The organism is Microbacterium sp. 05T445, assembly GCF_056395865.1.
Map to the genome: position 1 here is coordinate 1,251,533 of NZ_JBFTKJ010000001.1, position 18,588 is coordinate 1,270,120.

General features: G+C 72.1%; 17 protein-coding genes. 5 read left to right on the forward strand and 12 right to left on the reverse strand.

Going from position 1 to position 18,588, the window contains the following annotated elements; translation table 11 throughout:
- Positions 1-3: 3 nt before the first annotated feature.
- On the forward strand, positions 4-420 hold the full coding sequence (locus tag AC1DDU_RS06060) for a DUF6325 family protein (protein ID WP_477432110.1): 417 nt from the start codon (positions 4-6) through the stop codon (positions 418-420).
- 26 nt (positions 421-446) lie between these two features.
- Complete coding sequence (locus tag AC1DDU_RS06065) at positions 447-785, forward strand: SHOCT domain-containing protein (protein ID WP_477433442.1); 339 nt, start codon at positions 447-449, stop codon at positions 783-785.
- A gap of 78 nt (positions 786-863) precedes the next feature.
- Here AC1DDU_RS06065 and AC1DDU_RS06070 read toward each other — a convergent pair whose 3' ends face one another.
- On the reverse strand, positions 864-1,640 hold the full coding sequence (locus AC1DDU_RS06070; RefSeq protein ID WP_477432112.1) for a potassium channel family protein: 777 nt from the start codon (positions 1,638-1,640) through the stop codon (positions 864-866).
- A 92-nt stretch (positions 1,641-1,732) separates the two neighbouring features.
- Here AC1DDU_RS06070 and AC1DDU_RS06075 point away from each other — a divergent pair, with 92 nt between their 5' ends.
- On the forward strand, positions 1,733-3,028 hold the full coding sequence (locus tag AC1DDU_RS06075; protein ID WP_477432114.1) for an ion channel protein: 1,296 nt from the start codon (positions 1,733-1,735) through the stop codon (positions 3,026-3,028).
- On the opposite strand, the gene AC1DDU_RS06080 is transcribed toward AC1DDU_RS06075, so the two are convergent.
- Positions 3,017-4,117, reverse strand: coding sequence for a DUF998 domain-containing protein (locus AC1DDU_RS06080; protein ID WP_477432116.1), 1,101 nt, complete (start codon positions 4,115-4,117; stop codon positions 3,017-3,019). The two genes, AC1DDU_RS06075 and AC1DDU_RS06080, sit on opposite strands and share 12 nt — an antisense overlap.
- Before the next feature lie 38 nt (positions 4,118-4,155).
- A complete protein-coding gene (locus tag AC1DDU_RS06085; RefSeq protein WP_477432118.1) occupies positions 4,156-5,250 on the reverse strand; it encodes an AI-2E family transporter in 1,095 nt (364 codons plus the stop codon).
- 54 nt (positions 5,251-5,304) lie between these two features.
- Between AC1DDU_RS06085 and AC1DDU_RS06090 the strand changes: the two genes are divergently transcribed.
- Positions 5,305-6,702 (forward strand): DUF2252 domain-containing protein, encoded by a 1,398-nt coding sequence (locus tag AC1DDU_RS06090; RefSeq protein ID WP_477432120.1) that lies wholly within the window; start codon positions 5,305-5,307, stop codon positions 6,700-6,702.
- 3 nt (positions 6,703-6,705) lie between these two features.
- Here the strand turns inward: AC1DDU_RS06090 and AC1DDU_RS06095 are convergent, their stop codons facing one another.
- Complete coding sequence (locus AC1DDU_RS06095) at positions 6,706-7,317, reverse strand: TetR/AcrR family transcriptional regulator (protein ID WP_477432122.1); 612 nt, start codon at positions 7,315-7,317, stop codon at positions 6,706-6,708.
- Between the two features lie 80 nt (positions 7,318-7,397).
- On the opposite strand from AC1DDU_RS06095, the gene AC1DDU_RS06100 reads away from it, so the two are divergent.
- The gene (locus tag AC1DDU_RS06100) at positions 7,398-9,023 is read left to right on the forward strand and encodes an amidohydrolase (protein ID WP_477432124.1); all 1,626 of its coding nucleotides are present in this window, start codon (positions 7,398-7,400) and stop codon (positions 9,021-9,023) included.
- Between the two features lie 14 nt (positions 9,024-9,037).
- Here the strand turns inward: AC1DDU_RS06100 and AC1DDU_RS06105 are convergent, their stop codons facing one another.
- The 8 genes from AC1DDU_RS06105 to AC1DDU_RS06140 all read right to left on the reverse strand — a co-directional run bounded on the left by AC1DDU_RS06105 (position 9,038) and on the right by AC1DDU_RS06140 (position 18,518).
- Positions 9,038-9,451 carry an MmcQ/YjbR family DNA-binding protein gene (locus tag AC1DDU_RS06105; protein ID WP_477432126.1) on the reverse strand — a complete coding sequence of 138 codons (414 nt, stop codon included), beginning with the start codon at positions 9,449-9,451 and terminating at the stop codon, positions 9,038-9,040.
- A 70-nt stretch (positions 9,452-9,521) separates the two neighbouring features.
- The gene (locus AC1DDU_RS06110) at positions 9,522-9,986 is read right to left on the reverse strand and encodes a VOC family protein (protein WP_477432128.1); all 465 of its coding nucleotides are present in this window, start codon (positions 9,984-9,986) and stop codon (positions 9,522-9,524) included.
- 39 nt (positions 9,987-10,025) lie between these two features.
- Positions 10,026-11,342, reverse strand: coding sequence for an RNA polymerase sigma factor (locus AC1DDU_RS06115; RefSeq protein WP_477432130.1), 1,317 nt, complete (start codon positions 11,340-11,342; stop codon positions 10,026-10,028).
- On the reverse strand, positions 11,339-11,743 hold the full coding sequence (locus tag AC1DDU_RS06120; protein WP_477432132.1) for a YciI family protein: 405 nt from the start codon (positions 11,741-11,743) through the stop codon (positions 11,339-11,341). Before AC1DDU_RS06120 ends, AC1DDU_RS06115 begins: the two co-directional genes overlap by 4 nt.
- A gap of 4 nt (positions 11,744-11,747) precedes the next feature.
- Positions 11,748-12,746 carry a hypothetical protein gene (locus tag AC1DDU_RS06125; RefSeq protein ID WP_477432133.1) on the reverse strand — a complete coding sequence of 333 codons (999 nt, stop codon included), beginning with the start codon at positions 12,744-12,746 and terminating at the stop codon, positions 11,748-11,750.
- Between the two features lie 29 nt (positions 12,747-12,775).
- Entirely contained in the window at positions 12,776-14,413 is a 1,638-nt protein-coding gene (locus tag AC1DDU_RS06130; protein ID WP_477432135.1) for a fucose isomerase, read from the reverse strand.
- Entirely contained in the window at positions 14,410-17,001 is a 2,592-nt protein-coding gene (locus AC1DDU_RS06135) for a GH116 family glycosyl-hydrolase (protein ID WP_477432137.1), read from the reverse strand. The genes AC1DDU_RS06130 and AC1DDU_RS06135 overlap by 4 nt, the downstream gene beginning before the upstream one ends.
- Positions 16,998-18,518, reverse strand: a complete 1,521-nt coding sequence (locus AC1DDU_RS06140) for an FGGY-family carbohydrate kinase (RefSeq protein ID WP_477432139.1) — start codon at positions 18,516-18,518, stop codon at positions 16,998-17,000. The genes AC1DDU_RS06135 and AC1DDU_RS06140 overlap by 4 nt, the downstream gene beginning before the upstream one ends.
- Positions 18,519-18,588 lie beyond the last annotated feature (70 nt).

The following is an 18,588-nucleotide window of genomic DNA, read 5'->3' on the forward strand; positions in this document are numbered from 1 at the left end:
CTCATGACGACCTTCGACTACGGCCCGATCGAGTTCTACGCCATCGGGTTCGAGGGCGACCGTCCCGGGCCTGCCGTGCTCCAGGCGATCGACGACCTCGTCGCGACGGGCACCGTCAACGTCCTCGACCTCGTCTTCGCCCGGCGTTCGCCGGAGGGCGAGCTCGAGGTGATGGAGCTGTCCGACACCGTCGACGACGGCGCTCCGGCGCTGGACCTCGCCGGTCTGGCCGGCGAGGAGGACATCCTCTTCCTCGCGGAGAACCTCGAGCCCGGCTCCTCGGCGGCTATCCTCGTCATCGAGCTGCTGTGGGCGAAGTCCTTCGCGGCCGCGCTGTACGACGCCGGCGGCGCCGTGATCGCGCGCGAGGGCATCCCCGCACCGATCGTCAACGCGTTCCTCGCTGAGAACGCAGACTGAAGGAGGAAGACATGCCACTCGGAAGAATGGGACGCCCCGGCCTGATCGGCATGGCGGCGCGCACCGCGGTCGTCGCGGGCACCGCGACCGCCGTCTCCGGCAGCGTCGCCCGTCACCAGCAGCAGAAGTACTACGACCAGTCGCAGCAGCAGGCGTACGAGGCCCAGCAGCAGCAGGCGGCCATGGACCAGGCGGCGGCACAGGCCGTCGCCAACGCCCAGGCCGCTGCTCCGGCCGCGGCTCCGGCCGCGCCGGCCGCCGGCGACGACATGATGGCCAAGCTCAGCCAGCTCGCGCAGCTGCACGCTCAGGGCATCCTGTCGGACGACGAGTTCGCCGCGGCGAAGGCGAAGCTGCTCGCCTGACCGTCCGCACCACGAAGAGGGCCGCACTCCCGAGGAGTGCGGCCCTCTTCGCATCGAGCGGAGTGCGGATGCCGCGGCTCACCCGCCGGGACGGTCGTCGCCGCCGTTGCCGATCGATCCGTGGTCATGGGGCGGGTCGCCGGCCGCACCCTTCGATCCGTTGTGAGCCGCGGTGAGCGCCTCGATCTTCTCCATGAGGACGCGCACCTGGGCGCGGGTGGCCGGTTCCTCGTCGTCGTGGTCGCGAGAGGCACGCTCGAGCACCCACGACGCCAGGGTCGCGGTGATGACGCCCGCCAGCGCCACGCCGCCGAGCATGAGCCCGACGCCGACCCAGCGGCCGGCATCGGTCACCGGCGTGTAGTCGCCGTACCCGGTGGTGGTCACCGTCGTGCACGCCCACCACATCGCGACGCCGAAAGTCGTGATGTTGGCGTCGGGGGCATGGCGCTCGGCCTCGAGCACCGCCAGCGAGGCGATGTAGACCAGGATGATCGACGCGCCCGCGCCGTAGACCAGGATCTGGGTGCGCAGCACGCCGCCGGCGGTGGTCTTCATCCCGGGCACGCGCGTGAGGAAGCGCAGCAGGCGCACCAGACGCAGGACCGGGATGAGGGCGAAGGCCAGCGCCGTCAGATGCGTGCGGAACCACTTCCACCGGTGCTTGGCCAGCGCCAGCCGCATGAGGTAGTCGAAGATGAACAGCGCCCAGGTCACCGTGATCACGACGGTCGCGACGATCCGGCCCGGGCCCTGCAGGTCGGCGATGACCCGCCAGGAGTACGCGATGAGGTACGCGAGCCCCGCGACCATCAACGGCGTCTCGGTGCGTCGGTGCCAGGTGCTCTCGTCCACAGCCGAATTGTGGCGCACCCGGCCGCCCCAGCCGCAGGGGCGCGCCCGCAACCCCGTCGCTCGCGATGCTCCCGGCCCGATATCGTGCCCTCATGACCGGAGAACCTGCCGCACCCCCCTCACCCGTCAGCGTCCGGCAGCTGCTGCTGATGTCGGTGCCGGCCCTGGTGATCGGCGTGGTGTCGGCGCTGTCGCTGTGGCTCGTCGACTACGTCGCGGGGCTCCTGCACGATGTGCTGTGGACCAACGCCCCCGCCGCCTTCGGGATCAGCGGCGACGCGCCGTGGTGGATCTTCACGATCCTGACCCTCACCGGCATCGCGGTGGGCCTCACGGTGTGGCTGGTGCCGGGTCACGCCGGCGTCGACTCGGCGACCACCGAGCTGGTCGCCCCGCCGCTGAAGCTGTCGGTGCTGCCGGGCCTGCTGCTCGCGGTCATCCTGAGCCTCGCCGGCGGTGTGAGCCTCGGCCCGGAGAACCCGATCATCGCCGTCAACACCGCCCTCGCGGTGGGGATCGGCGCGTGGATGGCCAAGGCCGCCCCGACACCGATCATCGCGGCCATGGCCGCCTCGGCGACGATCGGGGCCCTGTTCGGCACCCCCGTGGCCGCGGCGCTGGTTTTCACGGGCATCGTGGCCGGCTTCAAGACCGGCGGCTCGCTGTGGGATCGGCTGTTCCTGCCGCTGGTCGCCGCCGGTGCGGGATCGGTGACCACGTACCTGCTCGGCGGAGGGTTCGGGGCCGGATACTCCGGCGAGCCCTACGGCGCCCCGCAGCCGTTCGACCTGCTCACCGGTTCGGTCATCGCCTGCGCCGCGGCGGCCTTCGGCCTCATCGGCGTGTACCTGCTGCCGCCGGTGCATCGCGCGTTCCGCATGCTGCGGCATCCGTTCCTCTACATCACTGTCGGCGGCATCCTGCTGGGTGTCCTCGGGATGCTGGGCGGCCCGATCACGCTGTTCAAGGGCCTCGAGCAGAGCGAGGAGCTGCTGCAGAACCCGGGCGAATACAGCCTCGGTCAGCTGGTCGTGATCCTGGTGATCAAGATGCTGGCGCTCGTGATCGCCGCCGGTGCGGGGTTCCGCGGCGGACGCGTGTTCCCCGCGGTGTTCCTGGGGGTCACCGCCGGACTCATCGGTCACGCACTCCTGCCCGCGGTGCCCATGAGTCTCGCGGTCGCGTGCGGCGTCCTCGGGCTCACGCTCGCGATCGCCCGCGACGGCTGGATCGCGATCTTCATCGCGGTCGCGATGGTCGGCGACGTGACAGTGCTGCCGATGCTGTGCATCATCGTGCTGCCCGCGTGGCTGGTGGTCACGAAGGCCCGTGAGATGCTCATCACCCCCGCCGACCTCGCGCGTGAGACTCCGGGGTCAGTCCGCTGACGGCTCCTGCCGCGCATCCTGCTCGAGCGCGGCGGCGTTGCGGATGAACAGCACGATCCAGGTGAACACCAGGATGCCGGCCACCAGCTCGACGGCCGTCAGCGTGTAGTAGCCGACGGCGAAGAAGACCGCCAGCAGCAGCGTTACCGCGAGGAACAGCCAGCCCAGCGCCACGAACGCGCGCGGGATGCCCGTGATCCACCGCGGCAGTCCGATGACCAGCACGCCGAATGCCGCGACCATCCCCGACGCGACGCCGGTGTGCAGCGCGAAGAACTGGTCCACCGGGAAGACGCCGACCATGCCGAGGAACACGCCCACCACGATCAGGCACACCCGCACCCGCCCGATGCCCTTGGGGTTGGTGGTGGGGATGCCGCGCGTCGAGTAGCGGGCGAGCGTGGTCACGAGGAACCCGGCCACGATGATCGTGATGTTGAACGCGAAGGCCGACACGTTGGACGACATGCCCAGCGCGCTCAGGTTGTCCTTCCACCAGTCCGGGTCGCTCGCGGTGAGCATGCTGGCCAGGACGCCGAAGACGAGGAAGACGGCCAGGACGACCGCAAGCAGCTGCAGGTCCATGTGGGTCGCGGAGTAGAACGCGATGTATGCCGTCATCGCCGCCGCCGCACCCGACAGGATCAGCACCGGCAGCGCGAACACCTCGGCGCCGATGAACGCCTTCTCGAGGATCACCGCGAGCAGCGTCCAGCCCAGCAGCGCGATGACGCCGTGGGCGAAGGCGAGGGCCACGACGTCGATGTAGTCCAGCACGCCCAGCCGGCGGTGCACTCCCCGCTCATGGACGAGGAACCGGCCCGCGATCACGGCGAGCAGGGCCACCACGCCCGACGCGATGGCGGCGAACTGGCCGACCGAACCCGGCCCCGAGATCGGCGCGGACTGGAACCCGAACGCGATCAGGGCGACCAGCATGACCACGACGAACGCGGTCGCCCCGACGCCGAGCGCCAGCGATTCCAGCGACCGCTCGCTGGAACGGTCGATGAGGCGCGCCGTGGTGCGCTCGCGCCGTGATGCCGGGGCGTCGGCGGGCGCGGCCTGGTCGAGCGAGGTCTGGGTCATGGCTGCCTCCGGGGTGCGGTGGTGCGGAAGGGGGAGGGTCAGGAGTGTGCGAGCGGGTCGCGCGCGGCGGCGGCCGGCGTGGCGGTGCGGTCGCCCGACAGCCATCGCAGCCACAGCGCGCCGGGATCGCCCTCGAGGACGAGCGCGCGCACGAACAGCGTGAGCGGGATCGACAGGATCGCGCCGAGCGGCCCGATCACGAACGTCCAGAACACGACCGAGAAGAAGCTCAGCGTCAGGCTGAGGTCCACCGCGTCGCTGACGAACTTCGGCTGCACCAGCACCTGCAGCACCACGTTCACGACGCAGTAGATCGCGATGACGGCCAACAGCATCGGCCAGCCGCCGACGACGAACGCCAGCACGGCGGGCGGGATGAGCCCCAGCACGAAACCGATGTTCGGGACGAAGTTCGTCACGAACGCGAGCACCGCCCACACGATCGGCGCGGGCACGCCCAAGGCCCACAGCGCGAGACCGTCGATGATCGCCACGATCGCGCCGAACGACGCGTTCACGACGTAGTAGCGGCGGATGCCGGTGTTCAGCCGCCCGATCCGCGCCAGCACGGGTCGGCGCCCGGCGCCGAAGACGCGCTCCGCGTCGCGGTACCGCGCGGCGTCGGCGGCGTTGAAGATGATGTACGACACGACGAAGAACAGCGCCGTGACGACGGCGACGACCGTGCCGCCGAAGCTCGACAGGAGCCCGAGGATCGCCTTCGGGTCCAGGACCGAGGCTGCGGCATCCGTCGCCTGCTGATCGAGCCCGACGGACTGCAGCCAGGCCAGCAGGTCGTCGAGGCTGTCACGCAGGGTGTCGAGGTAGTCCGCGACGAGCCGGGCGAACTGCACGCCCGCGACCCACAGCAGCAGTCCCATGACCACGAGCACGAGGTAGGCCACGACGATGACGGCCGTGGTGCCCGTCCAGCGCGGCCAGCCCCGGCGTTCCAGCGGGCGGCGCACCGGCTCGCAGATCACCACGAGCACGATCGCGAGGGCGAGCGGACCCACGAGGTCGCGGGCGAAGTACACGCCCGCCAGCACGACGACGGCGGCCGCGAGGCCGAGCAGCACGCGCAGGCTCGGGGAGAGCACGGGGGGTGGAGCGGGCTGCGCGGGGCGGGTCACGGCGTCAGGGTACCGCTCTTCCGGCCCGGTCCCGCTCAGTGCCACACTGGGCCCATGTCTCGGATCGAAGACTCGCCGATCGGCCGCACGTGGGCCCCTCTGCCGTCGCACGCAGACCACCTCGCCGAGGGCCGCACCGCTCGCGAGCGCAATCCTCGCGAGTCGCTCGCCGAGCTGCCGACGAACGATCGCGACCCGATGGCGATCCTCGACGCGCAGGATGAGGACCGCGTCGCCGAGCTCGTGCCGTTGCGCACCGAGCGCATGGCCGCGAGCGCCTTCGCGTTCTACCGCGGGACTGCCGCGCTGATGGCCGCCGACCTCGCCCGCTCGCCGAGCAGCGGTGTGAGCGTCGGGTCGTGCGGAGACGCGCACGTGTCGAACTTCGGCCTGTACGCGTCGCCACAGCGCACCCTCGTGTTCGACCTCAACGACTTCGACGAGGCCGCCTGGGCGCCGTGGGAGTGGGACGTGAAGCGCCTGGTCACCAGCATCGTCATCGCAGGGCAGTCGACCGGACGCGCGGACTCCGTCGTGCGTGAGGCATCACTGGATGCGGTACGCGTCTACGCACGGGCGATCGGTACGGGCGCCAAACGCAGTCCGCTCAAGCGCTACTACGACCGCTTCGACGCCCTGGCCGCGGAGCGGGCCGTCGACGACGACACCCGCGCGGCCATCGACGCGGCCATCAAGGAGGCCGAGAAGCGCACCGGCGCCCGCGCGGCGAAGAAGATGACGGAGCTCGACGACGAAGGCAGGATCGTCTTCATCGAGGCCCCGCCGACCATGACCCACGTCGACGCCGAGTCCGAGCAGCGGGTGCTGAGCGTCTTCGACCAGTACGTGCAGACGGCCAACATCGATATCCGCGCCCTGCTGCAGAAGTACCGCCTCTCCGACATCGCTCTGCGGGTCGTCGGGGTCGGCAGTGTCGGGACGCGGTGCTTCGTCGTGTCGATGCAGGACGGCGACGACGGCGTGCTGCTCCTCCAGGGCAAGGAGGCGGGCACGAGCGTGCTGATCGAGTACGGCAGGGCCGAGCAGCCGGAGGTCGTCACGCGGTTCATCGACCAGTACGGCGACGGCGGCCGCGTGGTCGGCATGCAGCGCATCCTGCAGTCGGTGTCGGACCCCTTCCTCGGTTTCGTGCGGCGCACGACGTACGGCGCGCAGCGCGACTTCTATGTCCGCCAGTTCCGCGACAAGAAGGGCGGGTTCGACATGGACGAGCTCGACGACTCGGCCTTCCTCTGGTACGCCGACGCGTGCGCGGCGACCCTGGCCCGGGCCCACGGCCAATCCCCGCTGTCGTCGTCGGTGGCCGGATACGTCGGCGGCGGGCGCGCGGCCGGTGAGGCGATCCTGGAGTGGGCGTACGCCTACGCCGACGTCTCCCGCGCCGATTGGAAGCTGTTCCGCACGCACCGCGGCGTGGACACCGCGGCCTGAGGCTCAGCGGCGGCGGCTCTCCACCCGGAGCCGGAGCGACGCCACGAGCATCTCGAGGCCGATCTCGAAGGCGCGGTCGCTGCGTTCGGCGCCGCGCTCGGCATCCGTGATCAGCCGCCCCAGGGTCGCGGTCGGCGTGTCCGGACGCCAGATCTCGTCGGGTGACGCGAGGTCGAGCCCGAAGCCGATCGCGTAGGCGTCGACGATCGCGACGATCGCGAGGACCTCGTCGTCGGGCACGCCCGCGTCGACAAGCGCCGTCGCCAGGCGGTCGTAGCCGGCGACGACGCCCGGGTCGGTGATGGTCTTGCCCACGATGAGCGGCACGATGAGGGGGTGCTCGGCGTAGAGGCGACGCAGCGCGCGGACCGTGCCGACGATGACGTCGTCCCACTCCCCCGCCACGACCTCGGGCAGATAGCGGCGGGACAGGCGTCCGCGCATGAGCTCGATGATGGCGTCTTTGCCGTCGACGTGGTTGTACAGCGACGACGGCGTCACGCCGAGGCGCCGGGCGAGGGCGTTGACGCCGAACCGCTCGCCGGAGTCGGCAAGTTCGATCGCGGCATCGGCGATGAGATCGACCGACAGCAGGTTGACCTTGGGTCTCGGCATCCGTCCTCCATGAGGCATAATAACGAACGTCATTCGTTTAACGGGTCGCGACGCGGCCTGGGGCACGAGGAGGTTCCCGCATGACCGCGACCGTCTACACCGGAGGCCGCATCTTCACCGCCGGCGCAGAGCCCTGGGCCGAGGCGCTGGTCGTCGACGGCGACACCGTCGTGTTCGCGGGCGACGCCGCCCGGGCGACGGCCGCGGCCGGACCGGATGCCGCGACGGTCGACCTCGCCGGTCGCCTGCTCCTCCCCGGGTTCACCGACGCCCACACCCACCTCGTGATGATGGGCGAGGCCCTCGGCCGCGTCGGCCTCACCGATGCGCGCAGCGTCGACGAGATCAAGGCCCGCCTGCGGACGGCCCGGTCCGCGCAGCCCGACGCCCCGCGCGTGCTCGGCCGCGGCTGGCTGTTCGACTCGGTGCCCGGCGGAGCGCCCACCGCCGCGATGCTCGATGCCGCCGTCGCCGACGTGCCGGTCTACCTCGACGCCAACGACTATCACTCGTGCTGGGTGAACTCCGCCGCCCTCGCAGAACTCGGCATCACCCGCGACACCCCCGACCCGATCGGCGGTCGCATCGGGCGCGACGCCGAGGGCGAGCCCGACGGCATGCTGTTCGAGACCGCGGCGCAGGCGCACGCGTGGTCGTTCCTGGCCGAGCAGACCACCGACGCCGACCGCGACGCCGCGGTGGAGCGCACGCTCGCCGCGTACGCCGCGACCGGGGTGACGGGCGTGGTCGACATGGCGTTCGACGAGCTCGGCCTGGCGGCGTTCGAACGCGCCTCCGCGCGCCGGGGCGGCACCCTCCCGGTCCGCGTCGCGGCGCACTGGTTCGTCGAGAACACCGGCGACGAGGCGGCCAACCTCGCGCAGGTCGCGCGCGCCGCCGAGCTCGCGGGCGCCGTGCAGTCGCCGTGGCTGCGGATCGTCGGCATCAAGCTCGTGCTCGACGGCGTGATCGACGCCTGCACGGCCGCGATGCGGCATCCGTATGCGGACGGATCGAATGCCGACCCCATCTGGCCCCTCGCCGCCGCGAAGCCCGTCGTCGCCGCAGCCGACGCCGCGGGGCTGCAGGTCGCTCTCCACGCGATCGGCGACCTCGCCAGCGACATCGCCCTGGACGCCCTCGAACACGCCGCCGAGGTCAACGGGCCGCGCGACCGGCGGCATCGCATCGAGCACCTCGAGTACGCCGCCCCCGGCACGGCGGAGCGGATGGCCCGTCTCGGGGTGACCGCGTCGATGCAGCCGGTGCACGCCGACCCCGCGATCTACGACAACTGGGCGGCGATGCTCGGCGACGAGCGTGTGGACCGCGCGTTCGCGTGGCCCGAGTACGTCGACGCCGGCGCGCTGCTGGCGTTCTCCACCGACGCGCCGACCGCACCCCACGAGGCCCTCCCGAACATGTACATCGCGGCGACCCGCAAGTCGGCGCTGGACGCCTCGTTCGCACCGCAGCACCCGCACTACGCCCTCCCGCTCGCGCAGGCGCTCGGGCACGCGACTCGGGATGCCGCCGCCTCGGTCGGCGACGGCGCGACGCGCGGCCGGCTCGAGGCGGGACTGTCCGCCGACTTCGCGATCGTCGACGTCGACCCGTTCTCCGCAGGCCCCGAGTCGCTGCTGACGGCGCGCGTGATGCGCACCGTCGTGGCGGGCCGTACGGTGCACGAGGCCGCCGGGCTCTGACGCCGCGACGCGGGTCACGACCCCGGCGGGTGCGCGGCGAGCCATTCGTTCGCGACGCGCTTGGTGACCTTGAGCAGCCAGGCGTCGGTGACGACCTCGCGCAGCTGCTCGCGGCCGATCGCCGTGAGACGCACGAGCACCGCCGGATACCCGTCGAAATGCGGAATGGTGAAGAACTGCTCGGGATAGGTCTGGAGCAGCGCCTCCTTCACCTGCACGCCGTCGGTGCGCACCCCGACGACCTCGCCCTCCGGCCAGGTGCGCCCGAGCGCCGCGAGCTGCTCGAGATCTCGACCGGTGGGACCGCGCTGCCAGACGAAGCCCCCGGCCGGGGTGCGCCAGGACAGCCCTCCCCGGTGTCCCGCGACGCGCTCCACGGCGCCGGGGAGTGCGAGTGCGATGTCGCGGACGTCGTCCAGAGTCGCCATGAGCCCATCATGCGCCGACGGCGCCGCGTGAGGGAGGGGGCGGCATCCGTCCCCTCCCTCGCACCGCCGGTCAGGCGGCGGCGTCCGCGGCCGCTTCGAGCGCGGCCACGTCGATGCGCTGCATGCTCTGCAGCGCGATGCCCGCCCGCATCGCGCGACCGGGGTCGGCGTCGGTGAGCAGTTCGACGAGGGCGCGGGGCACGACCTGCCACGACAGGCCGAAGCGGTCCTTGAGCCAGCCGCACTGGCCCTCCTCGCCGCCGCCGGAGACGAGCTCGTCCCAGTAGCGGTCGACCTCGGCCTGGTCGGCGCAGTCGATGACGAACGACACCGCTTCGGTGAAGCGGAACTGCGGGCCGCCGTTCAGGGCGAGGTAGGGCTGGCCGTCCAGCTCGAACGAGGCCGTGAGCACGGGGCCGTCCGGGCCCATCCGGCTGACGTCGGTGATCCGCGAGTTCGGGAACACCGAGACGTAGTACTCGGCGGCGTCCAGCGCCTGGGTGTCGAACCACAGGTTGGGGGTGATGCGAGGCATGTCCGTTCCTTTCGTCACGCCGCCCGGTGGGCGGCTTCATCAGGGAGTCGGAGCCGATCCGCCGTTCTCGACATCCGCGCGCGAGAGATCTCGGGATTCGCTGCGAGCGTCCGATTCGAGACGGGATGCCGCCTCCGCGAGGTAGCGCCGTTCCGCCTCGTTCGCGGTGCGGGCGGCCGCCGCACGGAACTCCGCGACCGCGCGCGTCGGGTCGCCGTCGAGCTCGTACAGGTGTGCGCGGACGGCGTGGACGCGGTGGTGGTCGCCGACGGCCGCAGCCGCGGCATCCGTCGCCTCCAGTCCCGCCGCGACGCCGTCGGTCATCGCGATCGCGACCGCGCTGTTGAGCAGCACCATCGGGTTGTCGGTGAGCCGGGCCAGCGCCCGGTAGAGGCCGGCGATGCGCGCCCAGTCGGTGTCGGCGTACGTCGGCGCCTGGTCGTGCATCGCGGCGATCGCCGCCTGCAGCTGGTACTCCCCCGCCTGACGGCGCCGCATCGCGTCGGTGAGGAGGATGACGCCCTCGGCGATGAGCGCGCCGTCCCACCGGGTGCGGTCCTGCTGCGCGAGGGGCACGAGCCGGCCGGCGTCGTCGACACGGGCGGGCCGGCGCGCCTCGGTGAGCAGCATGAGGGCCAGCAGCCCGGTCACCTCGGGGTCGGCGGGGAGCGAGGCGCGCAGCATCCGGGTGAGGCGGATCGCCTCCCGGGCGAGATCGGGCCGGGCGAGGTCTTCGCCCTCGCTGGCGACGTAGCCCTCGTTGAACATCAGGTACAGCACGTGCAGCGCCGAGCGGGTGCGCTCGTGCCGCGCCTCGGCCGGCGGGGGTTCGAACCGGCCGCCCACCGCGCGGAGCGTCGCCTTGGCACGGCTGATGCGCTGCGCCATCGTCGCCTCCGGCACGAGGAACGCCGTCGCGATCTCACGGGTGGTGAGACCGCCGACCGCGCGCAGCGTCAGCGGGATCGCCGCCGCCGGCGTCAGCGCCGGGTGGCAGCACAGCAGCACGAGGGTGAGCGAGTCGTCGGTGTCGGCCTCGACCTCGTCGGCGGCCGGAGCGGTGTGCTCCTCCCACGACTCGCGTTCACGGCGCCGGCGGGCATCCGCGGAGCGGTAGGCGTCGACGAGACGCCGCGAGGCGACCGTCACCAGCCACGCGCGGGGATCGTCCGGGATGCCGGAGGGCCACTGTTCTGCGGCGGCGATGAGCGCCTCCTGCACGGCGTCCTCGGCGCCGTCGAAATCGCGGTAGCGGCCGGCGACGATCGCGAGCGCCCGCGGCGCGTGCTCCCGCAGCAGCGGTTCGATCGGGGGCCCGGCGGGCCCGGAGCCCGGGTCGTCGTGCGAGGCGGTCACAGGTCGTCGGTCGTGGGCGCGCCCATGACCTGACGCACCTCGATGTGCTCCTGGATCGGCTCGCCGCGCGGTCCCGGAGCGGCCGAGACGAGCGCGGCGATCTCGACCGCGCGCTCCCACGTGTCGACGTCGACGAGGCGGTACCCGGCGAGGAGTTCTTTCGCCTCGGCGTACGGCCCGTCGGTGACCACCGGCGGGCCTTCGCCGTCGGAGGTGACGAACCGCGCCGCCTCGGGCCCGGCCAGCCCCACCGCGTCGATCAGCTCGCCGAGCTCCTCGAGCCGCTCGTTGATCTCCTGCTGGAAGGCGATGTGCGCCCGGATGTCCGCGGGCTCCCACTCCATGATGGGCGGGGCACCCGATGCGGTGGGACCGTAGTTCTGCAGCAGCATGAAGCGCATGCGGTCATCCTGGCATCGCGGCATCCGCTCCGGAACCCTCGCCGAGCGGCTCGGCGGAGAACGTGAAGGCCCGGCCCTGGCGGAACGGCTCGACGAGCTCGAAGTTCTCGAAGGCGATGCCACCGGGGATGGGCGCCGCGCTCATCCAGTACGTGAAGCGGCCGTTGACCTGCGCGACCAACGCGGGGTCGGGGTCGTCCGCCCGCCATGTCTGCACCGCCGGGACGCCGACGAAATGCCAGCCCTCGTTGGTGCCCGCCGCGTACTCGGCAAGGTGCGGAGCCGCCTCGTCGGGGACCGCCGACACCGTCGCGGCGCCGTCGTCCCGCGCGAGCCGATCGAGCCCGAACCGCGCGTGCGGCGCGAAATGGACGTCGGTGTAGTCCGGCCACAGCTCGCCCGCCGACGCTTCGCCTGAGGCCAGGCGGAGCGTGCGCAGCCGCGCCCAGTTGCCCATCGTCGCGGTCAGGATGCAGGCCGTCAGCTCGGCCGATCCCTCGCGCCGGTAGGCGGCGACCGAGATCTCGTGCGGTCGGTCGGCGCGGAACACCGCGCGCACCCGCACGTCCGCCCCGTCGGCGAACGGCTCCACCACCACGTCGACGGTCAGAGCCTCGACCCCGTCGACCACCGACACCACGCCGCGAGCGGGGTCGCTCGGATCGCGCGGCCGCGCGTCGTCGGGGTCGTCCGTCGACCACATCCGGAGCCCCGGCACGTCGTCGAGGCGGCTGCGCTCGAGCTCGGAGTAGCCGCGCTCGGTGCTGCCCGCCGGGATCGGCTCGACCGCGATGAAGTTGAGCAGCCGGTCGCGCGGCTGGCCGAGGTAGGGCGTGTACAGCCGCAGCAGTCCGCGCGGGCCCGACAGCGGGTGCAGCCCGAGCTGCATGCCCTCGGGATGCCCCCACCTCGGCTCGCGCGGACCGTCGACCGCCGCCGGGCGCAGCCAGCGCCCGTCGGTCACGGCCTCGGTCCATTCGCGGCCCTGGGCGTCCTGCGGCATCCGTCCTCCTTCTCTCGCGGATGCCGCTTTCAGAGGCCGTTGACGCGACCGACGAGGTTGACCTTGATGCCCATGCGGTCGAGCATCGCGGCCTTGGCCACGAGGGCCTTGTCCGCGGTCTCGGCGTCGGGGGCGTAGACGACCTGCGCGTGATTGGCCTTGTGACGTGCCATGAACTGGTCGCGCGAGACGTCGTGCAGCACGACGTGCGCGATCGGCCATTCCGGGTTGGTCGCGTCCTTGCGGCGCTGGGTCTCTTCAGCGGGGAGCTCGACGACGCTCCCGCGGAAGATGTCGGCCTGCAGGATGCCGTCGGCGATGAACACGCGCGAGATGACGACCTCGCCGGGCTTGGAGATGCCGTTGATCGTCGATCCTCCCGCGGGGAAGAACACCGGACCCTGACGCCACCCCTCGGCCTTGTCCCATCCGCCCAGGTGCGATGCCGGCACCGAGCCCGAGATCTCGTAGACCCACACGAACTCGCCGTCGAAGTCCTCGCCCCAGCGCACGTCGTGGAGCGTGTTGTCGGGCACGAGCCCCATCGCGGTCCACACCCGGTCGGTCACGAGCGCGTCGACCGCGACGCCCTCGTCGGCTTCGTTGAAGTGCGGGAACGCACGCCCGGCGAACAGCTCGCGCGAACCGTCGCGCGAGAGCACCGGCGGACGCTCGGTGGTGTTGAGCATGCCCTCGGCGAGGTCGGATGCCGGAACCAGGTCCTTGAGGCCCTGCTGGTACTGGATGCCCACGGCGTCGAGGCCGAAGTCGTCGGCGATGCGCAGCGCCGCGACGTACATCTTCAGCTGCCAGCGCACCTGAGACTCGGTGAGCTCGGTGGCCTCGTCGGTGCCGAAGCGGAACGTCATGCCGCGGTCGGTGAGCCAGTCGCGCGCGGCGTCGGCCTCGGCATCCGTCACGGTGAGCATCTCGGCGTACAGCGCAGACTGCGACAGTCGCTCCTTGTAGATGCCCGTGGCGTTCAGCAGCTCGTCGTCGAAGATGGCGTTGTACATGCCCATGCAGCCCTCGTCGAAGACGCCGATGATGGCCTTGTCGGCGAGGAGCTGGTCGCCCAGCGCCCGGCCGAGAGCGACCTCGGGGGTGTCGGGCAGCGCCGGCAGGGCGCGCACGTGCGAGGCGTCATGGGTGATGCGGCCGGTGTCGGTCCACTCCTTGATGCCCGCGGCGAACCAGTCGTCGGTGAAGTCCACCGACCAGATCGAGGCGTACTCCTTGCCCATCTTCGTCATGCCGGCGTTGAGGCCGAGCAGGCCCACGAGCCCCGGCCAGTCCCCCGCGAAGTTCGCCACGGTGAGGATCGGGCCCTCGTGGGTGCGCAGGCCCGCGAGCACGTGGTGGGAGTACTGCCACACGGCCTCGGCGACGATGAGCGGGGCATCGGTCGGGATGGTCTTGAAGACCTCCAGGCCCATGCGCTGGCTCGAGATGAAGCCGTGCCCGGTCGCGGGATCGACGTCGTTGGCGCGGATCACCTGCCACCCCAGCTCGTTCAGCACGCGGGTGACGCCCGCCTCGAGCTCGACCTGCGTCGGCCAGCCGGCCACGTTCGCGGACTCGCGGAGGTCTCCCGATGCGACGAGGTAGGCCGTCTTCGGGGCCGCCGCACGGCGCTCGCGAACGGGGGGAAGGGCATAGCCGGTCATGGCGTCTCCTGTGGTGAGGGGTCGGCGACGGCGGCGGAGCGCGCGGTGACGCGCCCGCCGGCCGTCAGGGTCAGAGGTTCGGAGTCGGGGCGGAGCGGGCGTCCGCGCAGCACGAGGCGGTCGAGGGTCAGCGTGCCGCCGTCGACGTGGAGCGTGAGCTCGTCGCCGTCGATCTCGACGCGGCCCCACGCCTCGCCCGCGGTGAACAGCCCGCGGAACGGGCCGTCGCCGGCCGGGTCGAACGAGAGCGTGCGGGCCGGGGCATCCCATTGCGCGCCGCTGAAGGCGAGCAGCAGTCCCCATGACGCGAGCGAGCGGGCGTAGTGGTTGCCGCACTCGATCTCGTTCCACGGGTTGCGGAACTCGCCGTCGTAGCGGGCCCGCAGGGTGCGCTCGACCTCGAGCGCCTCGTCGACCATGCCCGCGTAGGCGAGGGATGCCGCGACCTGGTGCTCGATGCCGGTCCACACCTCGTCCGAGTAGACGAACGGGATCGCGGGTCGACCACCGCGCGGCCACGACGCGAGCAGCAGCCCGCCCTCGTCGTTCAGCGCATAGACGCGCTGCGTGCTCTCGTGCGCGGTGAGGTCGGAGCGGTGGTTGTGGGCGACGATCGCGCCGAGGGCGCTGCGCAGCCGCTCGCGGGGCAGCAGGTCGCCCAGCCCGTTGACCCACGCGTGGAACTGGCCGAGCAGCTGGTCCGACAGGACCCCCTCGCCGTACTGGTAGCGGTGGGCGTCGACGTCGTCGACGACCTGCCGGTAGTACTCGCCGTTCCACAGCGTCCCGTCCATCCCGGCGGCGACGCGGTCGGCACGGTCGAGCCAGTCGGAGGCCCGCTCGGTCTCGCCCAGGTGCGCGGCCAGGCGCGCGCCCGCCCGCAGCGCCGCGGCGAACATGCCGTTGGCGAGCGGATCGATCCCGTGGAACTCGATGTCGTAGGTGTTGTGCAGCTCGCCGTCGAGCAGGCCGTCGCCGTCGCGGTCCCATTCGCGGATCGCGTGCTCGAGCGTACGCACGGCGGCCGGCCACGACTCCCGGAGGAAGCCGTCGTCGCCCGAGAACCGCCACTCGCGGTGTAGGCGCAGGAACGTGCCGAGCTGGCCGTCGACGGCGGGGCCCATGAACCAGGACTCGCCGCCGAAGACGCGGTTGCTGCGGAACTTCTGCGCACCGTCGTCGTCGGTCTCGAGCAGGAACTCCACGCGGCGCGCGCTGCGCTCGAGCGATGGGAAGAGCCACGCGACGGTCTGCGCGTACGACCACACGTGCGTGCACGTGCCCTCGCACGAGCCGCCGTGGTCGAAGGAGCCCTCCCACGCCGCGAACACCGGGCCCTCGCCGAGCTCGGGGTTCGGCGTCTCGACGACGAACGCGGTGGTCGAGCGCGCGGCGGCGATGTTGGCCCCGACCGCGTCGGCGATCACGGGGTCGACGCTGCCGCCGTAGAGCGCCTCGACGAACGCGTCGGTGGTCGCCTCCAGGGCGGGCAGCCCGCGATGCAGATGGGATGCCGCCGCCCACGCGTCGGGCCACAGCGACGCGTAGTGGTTGCGGACGACGCCCTCGTCGGTGCGGGTGTCGGCCACGATGTGCCCGCGCCACGAGCGGTGGCGGTTCGGGAAGCTCCAGGCCAGCACGAACTCGAAGTCGCGGCTCTCGCCGGGTGCCAGCTCGTGCACGATGCCGAGGGATCCGGTGCGCAGCCGCGGAAGCCGGTCCCACAGCTCCTCCTCGCTCATCGGGCCGGGCGCCGCCGAGTCCGCGAAGAGGCCGCGCGGGCGGTCCTCCAGCGTGAGCCGAGGTTCGGGCTCGAGCAGTCCGTCGTCCGAGAGGTCGTTCCAGAACAGCCGCGGGCCGTCGGGCCAGAACCCCGTGACCCACTGCGGTTTGGCCGTGGTGGAGGCATCCGTCGTGGTGAGGCTCAGAGTGCCGTAGCCGAGGTCGTCCTCGGGGAGCCGGATGCCGAAGTCCAGGCCGCGCACCCCGCCGCCGTTCGCATCCAGTTCCTCGCGCCACCGCACCGTCTGCTGCGCGCGCATGCCGAACGGCCTGTCGCCGCGGCCGGCGGTGTGGCTGACGCTGCCGGCGACCGTCACGTGCACGCGCACCGCGGACGGATTCGTGACGCGATAGCGCAGCACCCCGGCCGGGATGCCGGAGGCGTCGGAGTCCAGCGGCACCAGCGGCGTGAACGCGTGCAGCGACACCTCGACCGGCAGCACGTCGTCGTGGAAGTCGATGTCGACCACGGGGTACTCCCCGTGCATGGTCGCCGCCTGCAGCCGCGGGAGGCCCGCCTGCCATTCGAACAGGAAGCCGGCATCGATGTCGCGGCGGCCGGTGATGCGCGCCTCGAGCACGCGCGTGACGGCCTCGCCGCCTGCGGGAGCCGCGTGGATCGCGAAGAAGGAGTACGGGTTGATCCGTCCCTTGTCGGGGAGGTTCTCGAACTCCCAGTCGCGCAGCTCGCCGCGCGCACCGAGCGACACGTTGCCGGTGCCGATGCCGCCCAGCGGGAAGGCCGCGCGCCCGGCGGTGTGCGGGATGCCGCGCGCCCTCCGGCGCGTCGGGTTCTCGCCGGTCATGCCATCGCCTCCTCGGGCAGCACCTGGCGCTGGTCGGCCGCGAGCTCGTGGACGAGCTCCTTGGTCGACGCGTAGAGGCGCTGGTAACGGTCGAACAGCTCTTCGTAGAACCCGGTGGCCGCGGGGTCGGGGCGCACCGTCGTGGCGATCGGGTTCCAGTCGGCGATGCGCGGCGGCTCCTCGGAGACCGCGACGGCCGCAAGGAACGCGGCACCGTAGCTCGCGCCGATGGTGGTCTCGGGCACCTGCTGGACGAGTCCGGTGGCATCCGACACGATCTGCAGCCAGAGCGCGCCCTGTGTCCCGCCGCCGACGGCGACGATGCGGCGGATGTCGGCGCCGGCCGCCCGCATCGTCTCCACGTTGTGGCGCACGCCGAGGGCGGTCGCCTCGAGGGCCGCGCGGTAGAGGTCGCCACGGGTGTGGTCGAGGGTGAGTCCGGCGATCACGCCGCGCGCATCCGGGTCGAGAATGGGCGTGCGCTCGCCGGCGAAGTAGGGCAGCATGACGAGCCCGTTCGCGCCGCGCGGCGACGCCGCGGCCTCGGCGAGCAGCGCCGGGTAGTCGGCATCCGTGATCCGCTTCAGCCACGCCGTCAGCGCCCCGGAGGTCGCGAGGCCGCCCGCGAGGTTGCGCGTCCCGGGGAACGCGCCGACGGTCGTCCACATCGACGGCGTACGCAGCGTGTCGGCACCGGTCGCGATGAGGAACATCGTCGTGCCGTACATCAGCATGAGGTCGCCGACCTCGTGCGCGCCGACGCTGACCGCCTCCATCCACGCGTCGATCGTCCCGACGATGACGGGCGTGCCGGGACGGATGCCGGTGGCCGCCGCCGCGGCATCCGTCACCGTTCCCGCCACATCGCCCGCCCACGCGAGAGCCGGCGCCTGGATGCCGGGGGCGAAGCGGCGCCACCACGGCTCGTGCCAGGCGCCCGCCTCGACGTCGTAGAGCGGGGAGGCCTGGCTGGCCGACTGGTGGTCGAGCACGTACGCGCCGGTGAGCTTGCGCGCCAGCCACGACGCGGGCATGAACAGCCGCCGAGCGCGGGCGTACGCCTCGGGCTCCTCGTCGGCGATCCAGACGATCTTGGGCCCCGCCGCCTGCGACGTCAGCGTCGAGCCGCCCACGCGCGTGATCGCCTCGACGCCGAGCTCGTCGGTCATACGGGCGATCTGCTCGCCCGTGCGCATGTCGACGCCGTAGAGGATCGCGGGGCGCACCGGCTCGTCGCGCTCGTCGGCGAGGACGACGCACGGCCCCATGCCGCTCACGCCGACCGCGACGATCTCGGGATCGATTCCACCCGCCCGGGCGACCGCAGGGAGCTCCGCGGCCAGCGAGACGAACTCGTCCCACCACACGCGGGCATCCATCTCGACCTGACCGGGGCGCGGACGCGAGACCTCGTGCTCCCGCGTGGCGGTCGCGACGATCGCGCCGGCCTCGTCGACGAGCACGCCCTTGCTGCTGGACGTGCCGATGTCGACACCGAGGGTGCAGCGGACGGTCATCGGATCCTCCTCGATCACGATCTGGGGTCTGGCGAACGCGTCCACTGTAGACGAAATCGATTTCATGATC

Excerpts from the sequence above, each read along its gene's own strand:
- AC1DDU_RS06080 (WP_477432116.1), bottom strand. The coding sequence starts at position 4,117 with ATGACCCAGACCTCGCTCGACCAGGCCGCGCCCGCCGACGCCCCGGCA.
- AC1DDU_RS06120 (WP_477432132.1), bottom strand. The coding sequence starts at position 11,743 with ATGCGCTTCATGCTGCTGCAGAACTACGGTCCCACCGCATCGGGTGCC.
- AC1DDU_RS06065 (WP_477433442.1), top strand. The coding sequence starts at position 447 with ATGGGACGCCCCGGCCTGATCGGCATGGCGGCGCGCACCGCGGTCGTC.
- AC1DDU_RS06075 (WP_477432114.1), top strand. The coding sequence starts at position 1,733 with ATGACCGGAGAACCTGCCGCACCCCCCTCACCCGTCAGCGTCCGGCAG.
- AC1DDU_RS06100 (WP_477432124.1), top strand. The coding sequence starts at position 7,398 with ATGACCGCGACCGTCTACACCGGAGGCCGCATCTTCACCGCCGGCGCA.
- AC1DDU_RS06135 (WP_477432137.1), bottom strand. The coding sequence starts at position 17,001 with ATGACCGGCGAGAACCCGACGCGCCGGAGGGCGCGCGGCATCCCGCAC.
- AC1DDU_RS06095 (WP_477432122.1), bottom strand. The coding sequence starts at position 7,317 with ATGCCGAGACCCAAGGTCAACCTGCTGTCGGTCGATCTCATCGCCGAT.
- AC1DDU_RS06110 (WP_477432128.1), bottom strand. The coding sequence starts at position 9,986 with ATGCCTCGCATCACCCCCAACCTGTGGTTCGACACCCAGGCGCTGGAC.
- AC1DDU_RS06140 (WP_477432139.1), bottom strand. The coding sequence starts at position 18,518 with ATGACCGTCCGCTGCACCCTCGGTGTCGACATCGGCACGTCCAGCAGC.
- AC1DDU_RS06060 (WP_477432110.1), top strand. The coding sequence starts at position 4 with ATGACGACCTTCGACTACGGCCCGATCGAGTTCTACGCCATCGGGTTC.
- AC1DDU_RS06125 (WP_477432133.1), bottom strand. The coding sequence starts at position 12,746 with ATGCCGCAGGACGCCCAGGGCCGCGAATGGACCGAGGCCGTGACCGAC.
- AC1DDU_RS06090 (WP_477432120.1), top strand. The coding sequence starts at position 5,305 with ATGTCTCGGATCGAAGACTCGCCGATCGGCCGCACGTGGGCCCCTCTG.
- AC1DDU_RS06105 (WP_477432126.1), bottom strand. The coding sequence starts at position 9,451 with ATGGCGACTCTGGACGACGTCCGCGACATCGCACTCGCACTCCCCGGC.
- AC1DDU_RS06130 (WP_477432135.1), bottom strand. The coding sequence starts at position 14,413 with ATGACCGGCTATGCCCTTCCCCCCGTTCGCGAGCGCCGTGCGGCGGCC.